Below are 12,971 nucleotides of genomic sequence, written 5' to 3'. Positions count from 1 at the left end.
GTCGGCCGGTGGTGGAGTCGAGGTGAACGACGTTGAAGCACGCACCTGAAGGTGGCGTTTCGATATTCTCTCCTCGTGACAGCCGTTGCTGCGCTTCTGGCCGTCTCCGTCTGCATCGGGTCGGCCATACTGGTAGACGTCGCGGGCAAAGCCGGGTACCGACGGCGGCTCAGGCTGCGGGGTGTCCGCGCGACCGCCACGGTGATCGACCACGTCGTTACGGAAACGCGCCGGGTGGGCGCCACGGTGGAGTCGCAACCTGTCAAGGACAAGCACTGGTACATCGTTGCCGACTTCGAGTACGGCCAGGGACGGCTCATGCGCATCGCCGAACCGTGCAAGCGGCTCACCCCGGTCGGCGAGCAACTGGAGGTCGCCTACCTGCCGGACGAGCCCGACAACGCCCGGCTGCATGTCACAACGGCGACGTTCGCCAGAGCCGTGGTGGTCCAGACCCTGGTGGGTCTGGTGTTTCTGATGCCGGTAGCCGGGATTGTCGGCTCCTGACGGACGCTGGCGGAACAGGGGAACTCGTGGGACCGGCAAGCATCGGTCGAATCATGGTCGTATGCGGGATCATCGTCCTGGGATTGCTGCTGGGCGCGCCGTACCGGGTGCGGCGGCTGCGGCGGCACGGTGTGCGTACCACCGGCACGGTGTTGAAGCGCGTCGTCGAACCGGACCAGGTTTCGCGCATGCGCGTGGACTTCGTGGACCAGCACGGCCAACCGCAAACGGTCATGCTCTCGCCGGTGGACACCGGCCGTGGCGTGATAGCGGTCCGTGAGACCTTCGACATCCTGTACCTCCCCGGAAAACCGCAGCACGCCCGGCCCGCCGACGTGACGGGCAAGCTGCTGGGAATGACGGCGACCTCGTTCCCGAGAGCCGGGTTTGCCATCATGTTGTATCTCTTCAGAGGGGAAGCCCTTCGGCGATGGCGGCTGCGAAAACACGGGGTTCGGGCTGAGGCCACAGTGATCTGGCACCGCTACGACAGAGACCGGCAAACTCCGCGCAGGTGCTCGTTGATCGGGTACGTCGATCAAGATGGCCACACCCGCACGTTCCTGTCCCCCGCGCACGGAGGCGAGCGTCTTCCGCCCAGGGGAAGGGAACTGCCGGTGATCTACCTGCCACGCCATGTGAGGTCACGCCCTCCGGGCACTCCCGCCGAGGCGGTCTCGTTCACGACCTTCGGCCGTTCGCAGGCGCACCTCGCCTACCAAGCCACGCCCGCGGACATTCCCTCGTACGCGACGTTGCTGTCCCACTTTCTACTGGGGTGCATCGTTATTCTGCTGGGATTCGCCATGTCCAGTGGCGACTGACTCCGGAACCTCGTCCGGCGTTAGATCTCCCAACGGGGCTGTCGGGCTGAGGTCGGCAGAGCCGACCTCAGCCCGACCAACGAACCAAGTTATACTTGTATGAAAAGTAGCCGCCTGATTTGGGGGTCCGCGTGGATGCCGAAGGTCTACCTCCATCGCCGGGCAAGTTCGCCGGCACGGTCAAGGTCGGAGAGAAGGGGCAGATCGTGATCCCCAAGGGCGCGCGTGACCTGTTCGGCATCAAGCCCGGGGACACGTTGCTGCTGCTTGCCGATATCGAGCAGGGGATCGCGATCGTGCGGCAGGACGTCTTCGATCGGTTCATCGCTCGGGCGATGCCTTCGGGGCCACCGACCATCCCGAGTGAAGATGACGCCGAACGGGCAGACGATCAGAAGTGAGCGTGGTGACGTGCGAGGGAGTGGTGCGCCGGTTCAGGGATCTGGCCGCCGTGGACGAGGTCTCGTTCCGGGTGGAGGAGGGGGAGATCTTCGGTCTGATCGGTCCCAACGGTGCCGGCAAGACCACCTTGCTGAACTGCATCGAGGGGCTGGACCGGCCGACGTCAGGAAGAATCAGTGTGCTCGGACTCGACCCGATCAGGGATCGGCACGCGCTGACCTTGCGAACCGGCGTGCAGCTACAGAGCGCGGCCCTGCCGCCGCGGATCACCGTCGCGGAGGCGATGCGGTTGTTCTCTGCCCTCTACGAGGGTCCCGCCCCGTGGTGGGAGCTGCTTACCACGCTGGGCATCGCCGGGAAGCAGAAGACCAGGGTTGACCGCCTCTCCGGGGGTGAGCGCCAGCGCCTGTTCATCGCCTTGGCGCTGCTCCACGAGCCCGAGGTGGTGTTCCTCGACGAGTTGACCACCGCGCTGGACCCGCAGGCGCGCCTGGCGATGTGGGACGTTGTGGCGAGTATCCGGGATCGAGGGACCACCGTCGTACTCACCACGCACTACATGGAGGAAGCCGAGCATCTGTGTGACCGGGTGGGCATCATCGACCATGGCCGACTCGTCGCCCTGGACACTGTCCCGGCGCTGATCCGCGACCATGCCGGCGACGCTACGGCGCGGTTGAGCTTCACCGAGCCGGTACCAGCAGGCCTGGACCTGGAGTTGATCGAGACTGTCACCGCCGTCCAGCCGGACGGCAAGCAACTCATCGTGCAGGGCGTCGGCGGCTTCATCCAAGACGTCATGAACCAGCTGACTACATGGGGCGTGCGGATCGCCGATCTGCGCGTCACCTCTCCGGGGCTGGAAGACGTCTTCTTGAACCTGACTGGCCGCGCGATGCGGGCGGGGGAGGCGGCATGACCGGCTATCGCGCACTCACCGCCACCCTGTTGCGTTCCCTGGTGCGGGAACCGGTCGGGCTGTTCTTCTCCTTCATCTTCGCTCCGTTTCTCGTGCTCGTGCTCGGCCTCATCTTCGACAGCGGCCCCGATCCAGCCTTCGGTGGTCGCAGTTTCATCGAAGCCACGCTCCCGGCGTTTCCCTCCCTGGTGCTGGCGATCACCGGCGTCCTGCTGGCGCCTGTCGGCTTGCTGACCCTGCGCGAGAGCGGCGCCCTGCGCCGGCTCCGCCTGACGCCGCTGCGACCTTCCACGTTCGTTGCCGCGGACCTGACCGTGAACTTCGTGGTGGGGATGACAAGCATGATCTCTGCTCTGGCCGTGGGTTGGGCCGTCTTCGGCGTCACCCCCTCGGGGAATCTCGTCGCCGTCCTGGCAGCGGCAGCCCTTGGGCTCGTCGCGTTTCTGGCCCTCGGATACACCCTCGCAGGCCTGTACCCATCCGCAGGCGCGGCCACCGGCATCGGCAACGCCCTCATGCTGGTGCTGATGCTCTCCTCGGGAGCCTTCGTCCCGCTGGCCACGATGCCAGACGGCGTCCAGACGGTCATGAACTTCTCCCCCGTCCGGCACTTCGCCAACCTCATCCAGGGACTGTGGGAGGGACAGCCATGGTCAGGCCTGCTCCTGCCCACCGGGATCCTCCTTTCCATGGTCATCGTCTTCGGCGCACTGGGTTCATTGCTGTTCCGCTGGGAACGTGCCTGAGCGCGACCGGCCAAGGCACGTCCTGACAGACGCGTGCCCCAGGGGGCATAGGTGCTGTAGGAATTGATCTTGGCGGGGTCGCGTAGCCAGATGTCGATCGTGGCGATGTGTACGGTGGCTTCGTGGCGGAGGGCGAGCTGGTCGTATCGGCAGGCCACGGCGCGGTGGTGTTTGAGCTTTGTTGATGCCGCATTCCACGGCGTGATGCCGGCGGTAGGTGGTGGGGTCGAACGCGGGTGGTCGGCCTCCGGCCGATCCGCGGGCGTGTCAATGAGCAGCTTGGTCTTTCGGGACCGGGATAGTGCCGCGATCGCGCGTGTGCGCAGGTAAGCGCGGTTCGGTCGGGATGAGTAGGCCTTGTCGGCCGGCACCAGTGCTGGGCAGGTACGCGGGCGTCCGCGTCCGGGACGTGCCACCCGGATCGCGTCGAGCACGGCGGCCACCTGGGGGCTGTCGGCGTGTTGACCGGCGGTGATCAGCAGTGATAACGGTCTCCGGCCTTGTTCACAGGCCAGGTGGATCTTCGTGGCGAAACCGCCCCGAGAACGCCCCAGCGCGTGATCGGCCGGTCCGTCACCAGGCGGCTCGACCTGCTCATCTAGGCGGCGGGCTACAGCGGCATGCTGGTGGGCCCGGTTGATCGTGGAGCCACCGACACCTGCCAGTCGGTCAGTCCCCCCGCATCGGCCCAGGCCCGCGGCGCGCAGCGAATCCAGGGCCACACGCCTTCACGCTGCCAAGGACGAGACATCTGGTAGATCGACTGCCAATGCCCGTAGCGGTCAGATGTTGATCTTCTTGGTCGTTGATCCATCGACCGGAGACCTCCCCCCATACCCGACAGCACGGCCCGGGGGCACCCGCCACGAAAGGCACCGACCAGCATAACCGGACCAGACCAGCAACCGTAAACCCCAACACCCGCACACCGAACCCCGACACGTCCTTTAAGGACAATCATTCACTTCGTACTGGCGCAGCAGGCGACATGCGACGCCCACCACCCTCCCCAGCCCCTCGAGCCAACGGCACAGACCACCACCAACACACACCCACCCCACCCGCAACCATCCCGAACGAATCCAGCGGCGCCGGCAGCCACCCGCAACGACGCCCGATGCAAAACCCAACCGTCGATGAACCGGCGCTGCGTCAGCTCGCCCGAGAACGCCTCGGCCTCCGGGCGGCTGCCCGGGCGGGCTGGTGCTGGCCCCGGACATCACTTGTTGGTTGCGTCCTGAGGCGCATACCACGCCACAGCGGATCTTGTGTCATACCTGCGGCCGTGGCAAGGACACGTACCTCATGGTTCCGGGCTGGCCGTACTCGGTCGTTGCCGCGCTGGAGACCGGGCGCAGTCCTGGACCGCCCCTCTGGATATCAGGCGGCTCGCGCCGGGAGACGACGACCCCCGACCAACTCCGACGGGTGGTGACCGAGCTGATCACGGCAGGGCACCGGGCAGCCTGGTGAGTCCGGACATCCTCGTCGTGGCCGACGCCGGCTACGACGGTCCCCGACTGGCGTTCGTGCTGGATGACCTGCCAGTGTCGGTGCGGATGCGTTCGGACCGGTCCTGCGTCGCCCGGCCCCACACCACATGCCGAGGACGATAGGCGGTCCGCGGCGGCACGGCGGTGGATTCGTCGTTTGCGATCCGGACACCTGGGGTGAGCCGCACATCCCCACCCGCAGCGACACCCGCCGCTACGGCCCTGCACTGGCCTGCGCGTGGAACCGACTGCATCCCCGCCTGACCCACTGCACCGCCTGGATCACCCACCTCGGCAACCTGCCCATTCTGGAGGGCACAGTGATCCGCTTGGAGGTGGGTCGGTTACACCAGTCATGGTCGACCTGCTGTGGCAGGCGTTCCTGCGCCGGTTTGACATCGAACACACCTTCCGCCTGTTCAAGCAGACCCGGCTGGCTTTCCCGAAACTGCGCACATCCGAGGCAGCCGACCGATGGGGCTGGCTGATCCTGGTTGCCTACACCCAACTCCGGCTTGCGCGGCCACGGCGTGTGACGGACACGGACATCACGGTCGTGATCGCGCGTGGTGGACAGAACGTTGCGGTGGATGTCGCTCGACAGCCCGGACAGCCCACGCTGCCACCGCCGAGCGCATACGAACTCGTTGTGCCAGATCAGAAACCGGCCTGCGCTCAGGCCTGGGCGAGGCCCCCGTCGGCAAACAGCTCGACGCCCGTGATCGCACTCGACGCATCAGAGGCGAGGAACGCGATGGATCGCGCGATGTCCCGCGGCTGGAGCAGACGGCCCAGTGGCGACTTCTCCCCCATCTCGTCCACAGCGGCCTGGACGCCAGCCTCGTCTCCGATCGCGTCGGCCAGGGCGGACCGGAGCGAGGGAGTGTCCACCGCACCCGGACTCAATACGTTGATCCGGATACCCGTCCCTCGTGTCTCCACGATCCATGCCCTGACCATGCTCCGCAACGCCGCCTTCGCGCCACCGTAGAGGCTCATTCCATAACTCCCCTTGATCGACGCCGTCGAGCCGATGATCACCACACTGCCGTCGTCCGGCAGGAGCGCCATCGCGGGCTGCACGGTGTTCAGCACGCCTTTGACGTTGGTGTCGAAGATGTTGTCGAACTGCTCCTCGGTGATCTTGCCGAGCGGGTTGCTGTCGCCTACGACAGCGTTAGCAACCACCACGTCGAGTTGCCCGAACCTGTCGACCACGTGCTCGAGCGCTGTCCGCATCTCCTGTTCGCTGCGCACGTCCGCGACCACACCTGCCGCCGCTGGACCTAGGTGAGTACACGCCTGCTCCAGCTGAGAGGTATCGAGCCCGGTGATCACCACCCGCGCACCCTGAGCAATGAACTCCTCCGCGGTACCAAGGCCGATGCCCTGTCCTCCGCCGGTGATGAGCGCGACCTTGTTCTCCAGAGGCTGCGCGTAGTTGTACATAGGTCCCGATCCTTCGCGTTGAGAGTGAGGCCGCATCCGACCGGCCGCCATGGCCGGCCACCTAGCACCCCCGCCTCATATTCGGACAGTTGTCCATCGTCGCCGCCCGAGAGGCCGTAGTGTCGGCGGGCCGCATCGGGGTGCAGGAAATACCGGCGGATCATGTTGCGTTCGCGGCGCGAAGTCCTCCAGAAGCGCCGCGGCGAGCGGGTTCCACGCGAGGACGTCGTAACTCCATCGATTCTCAGATGAAGTCCCGCCTCGCTGTCACCGCGCTCACCAACGCCGTCGCCAGGCGTGACGACGTCGCCCTGCTGGGTGGTGCGCGACGACCTGGTCAGTTCCGGTCCACAAAGTTCGTCCGTACGCTCGCACGCCACGGGCTGGCCGGTTCCATGGGCCGGGTCGACGCAGCCCGGAGACAACGCCGCGATGGACAGCTTCTTCGCGTTGCCGCAGAACAATGTTCTCGACCGCCGTACCTGACCCACCCGCGACGAACTCCGGATCGCGATCGTCATCTGGAGCGAACGCACCTACCACCGCCGCAGACGCCAAACCGCCCTCGGCCGGTTGACCCCATCGAATACGAAGCAATCATGACCACGCCGGCAGGTCAGGCTGCGTGACTACAACTGCACCTACTCGTGCAGCAGACCCGGATGCCTTCCGCGAGCCACGGTAGGCGTCGACCATTTCCGGAGAGCGATACCTGATGCGGTGCCCGCGCGCACTCGGGGGATCACGAACGAGCAGGGTGGGGCGGCTACCCGTTGGCCCTGCGGTAAGGGGTCAGCCGACGAGGTGCTCGGTGAAGAACGAGGCGATCTCGGCGATGGCCTTGTTCATGTACTCGGGGACGTCGTACAGGTCCATGTGCGCGCTGCCCTGGACGAGCAACAGCTTCTTGTTGCTGCGGGCCCGGCTGTACAGCTCGGTGGAGTACCACAGCGTGCTCGCCTCGCTGCCCGCGACGATCAGGAGTGGCTGGGTGAGCAGGTCCTCGACCAGGTGGAACGCGTCGAACCCGGCGATCTTCGAGGCGCTGCGGGCGAAGACGAACTTGTTCTGAGCGTTGGGGTGCTGGGCGCGCTCGGTGAGGTAGTACTCGTGGGCGTCGCGCAGGTCGCGGATGGCGATCTCGTCGACCTCGGTCGGCACGTAAGGGGCCAAGAACGTCTCGGCGCCCTGCGCCTCGGCCGTGCGCTGCTTGGCGGCCTGCTCCAGGGTCGCCACGAAGGCCGAGTCGGGATCGAGGCCGAACCAGCCTCGGCGGAAGCTGGAACCGGTGTTGAACATGCTGACCGTGGTGAGCGCCTTGATGCGGTGGTCGGTCATGGTGGCGTTCACCGCGTAGCCGCCGCCGGCGCACATGCCCAGGGCGCCGATGCGCTCTGCGTCGACATGGTCCAGGGACTGCAGGTAGTCGACGGCGGCGCGGACGTCCTCGACGCGGGCGTAGGGGTCCTCCATAAAGCGTGGCTCGCCGCCGCTCTCACCCTGGTACGAGGCGTCGAAGGCCAGAGCGATGAAGCCCCGCTCGGCCAGCCTGCTCGCGTACAGGCCGGCGGCCTGCTCCTTGACGGCGCCGCCTGGGTGGGCGACCGCGATCGCCGGGTAGCTGCCGTTCTCGTCAGAGCCCTCCGGCAGGTAGACGTCGCCCGCCAGTATCCGGCGGTCGTCGGTGGGGAAGGTGACATGCTGCATTATCTGCTCCGTTGCTGGGTGTGAATGGTGGTGGCGAGGGCGCCCGCCGAGTGTGGGCTGTCTCGGTCTTCGGCTCTCTGGTATCCAGGGAACACTGGGTTCCGCGGTCGAGACAGGGCCTGCCGAGAGGGGTACTCGCAGTGACCCTTTGGGTGTCCGGTGTGCCTCTACCCTTGATGAATGGACGAGAAGAAGGATGCGGCGCGCGCGGCGGTCCGCGAATTCCTCAGCACGCGCCGTGAGCGGGTCTCACCCGCCGACGCCGGTCTGCCGGCGACCGGGACCCGGCGGCGCGTGAAGGGCCTGCGGCGGGAGGAGGTGGCGCTGCTGGCCGGGGTCAGCCCCGAGTACTACATCCGCCTCGAGCGCGGCCAGGCCACCAGCCCCTCAGCGGGCGTCGTGGAGTCCATCGCCGCAGTGCTGCGGCTCGACGACGACGAACGCGCACACCTGGGCCGGTTGCTCGCCGCCCTCACCCCCGAGGCCCGCAAGCGCCGCAAGGCACCGGGCAAGGACTCGAGCAAGGACACCGTCAGCCCCGGGATCCGAGTGCTGCTGGACTCGATACAGCATCTGCCGGCCATAGTGGCCAACAGCCGCCTCGACATCCTCGCCGCCAACGACCTCGGGCGCGCCTTCTACGCGCCGATGCTCGACACCGACGGCCCGGTGAACTCAGCGCGCTTCGTGTTCCTGGAGGAGCACGCGGCCCGGCGGCTGTTTCCCCAGTGGGAACGGATCGCCAACGACGCCGTGGCCATGCTGCGCATCGAATCCGGCCGACACCCCGACGACCCGGCGCTGGTCGCCCTCATCGGTCAGCTGTCCACACGCAGCCAGGCCTTTCGCACCCGCTGGGCCGCCCACGACGTCAAAGCGCACAGGGCAGGTACCAAGGTCTTCCGGCAGCCCCTGATCGGAGAGGTCACCCTGCCTTTCGAGAACCTCACCGTCGACGCGGCCGGGGACCAGGTCCTGACCGTCATCACCCCGCAGCCGGGCTCACCGGAACACGATGCGATCCAGCTGCTGGCCAGCTGGATCGCTCACTCCCCGAACCCCGCAGAAGCCGAGAGTTCCTCGAATACCTGAGCAGCGCCGCCAGACTTCTGGGTTCCCGTCGCCAGCCACCCCGTCTCCGAGAGGTTACTCGCCTGCCGCCTTCGGTCCGTATCGGTCGAGGTCGTCGACGACACGATCACGGTGAATCCACTGTTGGCAGCGTCCACGAGCGGTCGCCGGATGTCGTGGTGCAACAGGTATAGGTACCCCCGGACCGGGCGTGGTAGAGCAGGTCGCGGGGCAAGACGTCGGCGCCTGGCTGGGAAAGCGTGCCGCTGAGCACCTGGGCCCACGCCTGAACGTCCGCTGTTGGTAGCGCCGAGCGTGAGCGCGCAGGCGGGCCGCGGTGGTTTGCGATCATGTGACGGCCGATCGCGCCGGGTGGCAATCGTCATGCCCGTGCGCTGGCTGACGTCGCCGTGGAAGGTCAGCCGATGGTGCAGCGTCACGGAAGTCTCTGTCGATGTCATTTCGGAAGTGGGTCCGGGTGATTGCGGAATCGGCCGGGAGCGAGACCGTACTCGCGCCTGAACGCGGTGGCGAATGCGAACTCGTTGGAGTAGCCGACCTGACGGGCGATCGTGGCCAGTCCGGAGGTGATCTGCCGGAGCAGGCGGGTGGCGCAGGCGAAGTCGCCAGTAGGTCACGTAGGTCATCGGTGGCAGTCCGACCTGGACGGTGAAACGCCGGTTGAACGACGTGCGCGACATGCCCGCCACGCTGGCGAGCTGTTCGATGGCCCATGCGTGTTGAGGGTGCTCGTGGATCTGGTCAAGGGGCTGCGAACCATTTCCCCCTCCATCTGGCCCTCACCGGTTCCGAACTTGCCCGTCGCGGCGATGGAGCCGGACTCGGCAGCTTCCACGTCAAGCGCCGAGACGAGACGGGATGGTTCAGGTCTCCCGACACCGGAATGCAGACGCCGTTGACGAACGTGGCCTCCTCACGAGTCAGCATCGCCACTGCACCCGCGACATCGCCGGAAACTCCCGTCCTGCCGGCAGGGGTGAGCGCCTCGAGCACGCGGGTGATCACAGCAGGGAGGTGACTGCTCGCGTCCGTGGCGATGTATCCGGGATGGATGGTGTTTCACAATGACACCGAGCCCGGCCAACTCGTCGGCAGCGTAGGCGACGAGCGCGGCCTTGGTGCCGCCGTTCGCCGTCATGCCGATCGTGGCCTGCCCCTTCGGCATGCAGTGAGCCGATCAGAACGATCCGTCCGTAACCGCGTTCGAGCATCCCGGCAGATGGCGGATCTCGGGACGCCGCAACGCTTCGCGGTATGCCTGCTCGCTGCTCCACTGCGCGTAGTTGATCACACGAGGCCCGTCCAGGGCGGCGTGCAGTTCGGCGGCACTCTGGGATTCCTGCCGCGGCCGCAGCGATCCTCGCCGGATCGAGGAGTTCGCTTGTCCGTCATGCCTTGTCGTGCAGGGTGATCGTGTAACCATCCGGGTCAGAGAAGGCGAACGTGCGTCCGAACGGCCCGTCGAACGGAGCTGTGACGATCACGATACCAGCAGCGACCAACCGTTCGTAAAGGTTTTGGGCGTCGTCGCAGTGGAACCACAGCGCCACCCCCAGCCCAGGGTGCGGGGAGGCTGCGTCCAGGTCGACCCCTGGCAGCGGCTCTCGCAACGCGAACGGAATCGGCGCGGTGTCGAATACCACTGCCCCAGGCGGACTGGCGGGCAACCTGCGCAATCCGAGATGGGCCTCGTAGAACTCGACCGCACGATCGAGGTCGCGCACCTGCAGGGCAAGGAAATCAGGTCCGGTCACAGTCATGTTCCACTCCGTCGCTTGTCAATATGCTGACATATGGAATGTATGTCATGATGCTGACATGGGTCAAGTAGAGATGGTCGGTCCCTTGGACGAGGCGGTGGGCTACGCGCTCAAACGGGCTGCAAGCGCGCTACGCGCGGCAATGGACGCCGCCTTGCGGCCACTGGATCTGACCGTGCCCCAGTACTCCTGCCTGGAAGTGCTTTCGCAGCAACCAGGACTGTCCAACGCGGAGTTGGCGCGCGCAGTGTTCGTCACGCGCCAGTCGATGAACCTGGTGCTGCGCGGATTGCAGGTCCGCGGGCTTATCGCACGGCCGACGACAGCACCGCACGGGCGAGCGCTTCCCAGCCAACTCACGCCCGCCGGCCGCAAGCAACTACGCGCCGCCAGTGCCGCCGTACGAGCAGTCGAGCAGCGAATGCTCACGTCGTTCTCCGCGGCGCAGCAAGACCGGCTGCTACGCGATCTGGTCGCTTGCGCAGACGCGCTCACTCCCCTCGACAGCGACCACAAGTTCGGATCCTGACGGCAACGACCGTGCCGCCACCATTCACGGCGCTTCAACAGTGGGATACCGCGGCGCTCACTCATCGCGTGGATCTTGCTGCCGGGCTTTGCCCCGGTTGACCGGGCCGGGCCTGGTCAGGTCCCTTTGACCACGCGGACCTGCATACCGTCCACCGACGCACGTGACGAGTCGATCGCCCCTGCCGAGCCAGCAGAGCCAGCATCATCTGGTGGGAGCCGGGCGAACACGTCCGCCTCGACCCACTCGTTGAACCAGCGATGCGCGGTCGCGGTACTGACCCCGAACGACGCCGGTAGTGCCGACCAAGCACATCCGGTCCGCAAACGTACAGGATGGCCGCTAATAAGACCCGGTCGTCCCAGCGGCGCCGACCTCCGTACTGGTGGCGTTGCGGCGCATCAGGCAGCAGCAGTCGGGCCAGCAGCCACAACGGCTCCGGGCACCACCTCCCCACATCGCTGATCGCTTATATCGCCTAGCCCGCGACACACAAACGACAGCATGCGGAAGCTCGCCGGCTCACAAAATTTCAACCGACAGGAGCGACGCGAGCGTGAGCGATGCGAAAACCACCCACATCATGCGCTGGTCATACTGGCGTCGCCATCAATACCGCACTCCAGCAAGCCCATTACCAGCGGCAATCGCTCCGTGAGCCATGAAGGTCACGGTCTTTGCCTGAGCGCTAACCGCTCTGAGTCGCGTTCTTCCGGGTCGCCGCCGCACGGAAGAACTTCCCGGTCAGCCGTGTGGCCGTCCGGGGCGGCAGAACACGGTCGAACAGGAATGCCTGGATGGCGTAAACACGGCCGTCGACGACCGCGGAGGCGCGGCCTCGCAGAGCCCTCATGACAGTGTTTGCGACCTGCTCAGGCCTCCGTTTGCCGACACCGCGGCCAGGATTCATCGGTGTTTCGACCGCGCCGGGACTCACCGCCACCACACGGACCCCGGTGCCTTGGGTCTCAAACCAGAGAGCCTGGGTGAAGGAGAGCACAAACGCCTTCGATGCCGCGTACACAGCGTTGTAGGGCGCCGGTGCGTACGCTGCGGTGCTGGCGATGTTCACGATCGCGCCCCGGCCACGCGCCACCATGGCGGGCAGGAAGAGCGCGCTCACCTGCGCTACCGACGCAGCATTCAGATTGATCAGCGCCCGCATCCTCTCCGGGTCGGCTTCAGCCACCGACCCGACAACGGCGACGGCGGCATTGTTGACCAGGATCTCGACCTCGACTCCGGCGTCCCTCACGAGCCTGATCAGACGGGCCGGCGCGTCATGCTGCGACAGGTCCAGCCGCACGACCAGCACGTCGATCCCGTATTCGGCGCGCAGCCGCTGCGCCGCAACCTCCAGGCGCTCCGCGTCCCGCGCCACCAAGACCAGGTGCATCCCCCGTGCTGCCAGCCGTTGCGCAATCGCGGCCCCGATACCCGTGCCAGCCCCGGTAACCAGCGCGGTGCCCTGGCCGAGAGTTCGCTGCTTACGCAGTCTCGCTTTGTTCACCGTCATGACCGCCACGCTAAACTTTGACACTAA

At 66.4% G+C, this 12,971-nt stretch carries 15 protein-coding genes and 2 pseudogenes; 9 read left to right on the top strand and 8 right to left on the bottom strand.

The window, feature by feature from the left end:
• Positions 1-75: 75 nt before the first annotated feature.
• The 5 genes from SACMADRAFT_RS11505 (at position 76) to SACMADRAFT_RS11485 (ending at position 3,398) form a co-directional block, all read left to right on the top strand.
• Entirely contained in the window at positions 76-507 is a 432-nt protein-coding gene (locus SACMADRAFT_RS11505; RefSeq protein WP_040925657.1) for a DUF3592 domain-containing protein, read from the top strand.
• A 26-nt stretch (positions 508-533) separates the two neighbouring features.
• A complete protein-coding gene (locus SACMADRAFT_RS11500) occupies positions 534-1,331 on the top strand; it encodes a hypothetical protein (RefSeq protein WP_157617236.1) in 798 nt (265 codons plus the stop codon).
• 131 nt (positions 1,332-1,462) lie between these two features.
• Complete coding sequence (locus SACMADRAFT_RS11495) at positions 1,463-1,732, top strand: AbrB/MazE/SpoVT family DNA-binding domain-containing protein (protein ID WP_009153986.1); 270 nt, start codon at positions 1,463-1,465, stop codon at positions 1,730-1,732.
• Entirely contained in the window at positions 1,729-2,652 is a 924-nt protein-coding gene (locus tag SACMADRAFT_RS11490; protein WP_009153985.1) for an ABC transporter ATP-binding protein, read from the top strand. Before SACMADRAFT_RS11495 ends, SACMADRAFT_RS11490 begins: the two co-directional genes overlap by 4 nt.
• Entirely contained in the window at positions 2,649-3,398 is a 750-nt protein-coding gene (locus tag SACMADRAFT_RS11485) for an ABC transporter permease (RefSeq protein ID WP_009153984.1), read from the top strand. The genes SACMADRAFT_RS11490 and SACMADRAFT_RS11485 overlap by 4 nt, the downstream gene beginning before the upstream one ends.
• 299 nt (positions 3,399-3,697) lie before the next feature.
• On the opposite strand, the pseudogene SACMADRAFT_RS31405 reads toward SACMADRAFT_RS11485, so the two are convergent.
• Positions 3,698-4,120 (bottom strand): annotated as a pseudogene (locus SACMADRAFT_RS31405) (transposase); the annotation flags it as partial.
• Between the two features lie 481 nt (positions 4,121-4,601).
• Between SACMADRAFT_RS31405 and SACMADRAFT_RS31400 the strand changes: the two are divergent.
• Positions 4,602-4,871 (top strand): transposase, encoded by a 270-nt coding sequence (locus SACMADRAFT_RS31400; protein WP_408640349.1) that lies wholly within the window; start codon positions 4,602-4,604, stop codon positions 4,869-4,871.
• A 695-nt stretch (positions 4,872-5,566) separates the two neighbouring features.
• Here SACMADRAFT_RS31400 and SACMADRAFT_RS11475 read toward each other — a convergent pair.
• Positions 5,567-6,391, bottom strand: coding sequence for an SDR family NAD(P)-dependent oxidoreductase (locus tag SACMADRAFT_RS11475; RefSeq protein WP_198285961.1), 825 nt, complete (start codon positions 6,389-6,391; stop codon positions 5,567-5,569).
• A gap of 182 nt (positions 6,392-6,573) precedes the next feature.
• Here SACMADRAFT_RS11475 and SACMADRAFT_RS30865 point away from each other — a divergent pair.
• Positions 6,574-6,969 (top strand): annotated as a pseudogene (locus SACMADRAFT_RS30865) (IS3 family transposase); the annotation flags it as partial.
• A 163-nt stretch (positions 6,970-7,132) separates the two neighbouring features.
• Here the strand turns inward: SACMADRAFT_RS30865 and SACMADRAFT_RS11470 are convergent.
• Complete coding sequence (locus tag SACMADRAFT_RS11470) at positions 7,133-8,047, bottom strand: alpha/beta hydrolase (RefSeq protein WP_009153982.1); 915 nt, start codon at positions 8,045-8,047, stop codon at positions 7,133-7,135.
• Between the two features lie 180 nt (positions 8,048-8,227).
• Between SACMADRAFT_RS11470 and SACMADRAFT_RS11465 the strand changes: the two genes are divergently transcribed.
• Positions 8,228-9,139, top strand: a complete 912-nt coding sequence (locus SACMADRAFT_RS11465; RefSeq protein WP_009153981.1) for a helix-turn-helix transcriptional regulator — start codon at positions 8,228-8,230, stop codon at positions 9,137-9,139.
• 436 nt (positions 9,140-9,575) lie between these two features.
• Here the strand turns inward: SACMADRAFT_RS11465 and SACMADRAFT_RS31395 are convergent, their stop codons facing one another.
• The 3 genes from SACMADRAFT_RS31395 to SACMADRAFT_RS11460 form a co-directional block, all read right to left on the bottom strand.
• Positions 9,576-9,689 carry a helix-turn-helix transcriptional regulator gene (locus tag SACMADRAFT_RS31395; RefSeq protein ID WP_408640354.1) on the bottom strand — a complete coding sequence of 38 codons (114 nt, stop codon included), beginning with the start codon at positions 9,687-9,689 and terminating at the stop codon, positions 9,576-9,578.
• A 191-nt stretch (positions 9,690-9,880) separates the two neighbouring features.
• Positions 9,881-10,144, bottom strand: coding sequence for a hypothetical protein (locus tag SACMADRAFT_RS31390; RefSeq protein WP_408640348.1), 264 nt, complete (start codon positions 10,142-10,144; stop codon positions 9,881-9,883).
• 383 nt (positions 10,145-10,527) lie between these two features.
• A complete protein-coding gene (locus tag SACMADRAFT_RS11460; RefSeq protein WP_009153980.1) occupies positions 10,528-10,899 on the bottom strand; it encodes a VOC family protein in 372 nt (123 codons plus the stop codon).
• A gap of 58 nt (positions 10,900-10,957) precedes the next feature.
• Between SACMADRAFT_RS11460 and SACMADRAFT_RS11455 the strand changes: the two genes are divergently transcribed.
• Positions 10,958-11,428 (top strand): MarR family winged helix-turn-helix transcriptional regulator, encoded by a 471-nt coding sequence (locus SACMADRAFT_RS11455; RefSeq protein ID WP_040925656.1) that lies wholly within the window; start codon positions 10,958-10,960, stop codon positions 11,426-11,428.
• Positions 11,429-11,544: 116 nt separating this feature from the next.
• Here SACMADRAFT_RS11455 and SACMADRAFT_RS31385 read toward each other — a convergent pair whose 3' ends face one another.
• A complete protein-coding gene (locus tag SACMADRAFT_RS31385; protein ID WP_157617235.1) occupies positions 11,545-11,754 on the bottom strand; it encodes a transposase in 210 nt (69 codons plus the stop codon).
• Between the two features lie 362 nt (positions 11,755-12,116).
• Complete coding sequence (locus tag SACMADRAFT_RS11450) at positions 12,117-12,944, bottom strand: SDR family NAD(P)-dependent oxidoreductase (protein WP_009153978.1); 828 nt, start codon at positions 12,942-12,944, stop codon at positions 12,117-12,119.
• Positions 12,945-12,971 lie beyond the last annotated feature (27 nt).

The organism is Saccharomonospora marina XMU15, from assembly GCF_000244955.1.
Lineage (GTDB): Bacteria > Actinomycetota > Actinomycetes > Mycobacteriales > Pseudonocardiaceae > Saccharomonospora_A > Saccharomonospora_A marina.
This window is presented reverse-complemented; position numbering and strand designations above follow the sequence as displayed.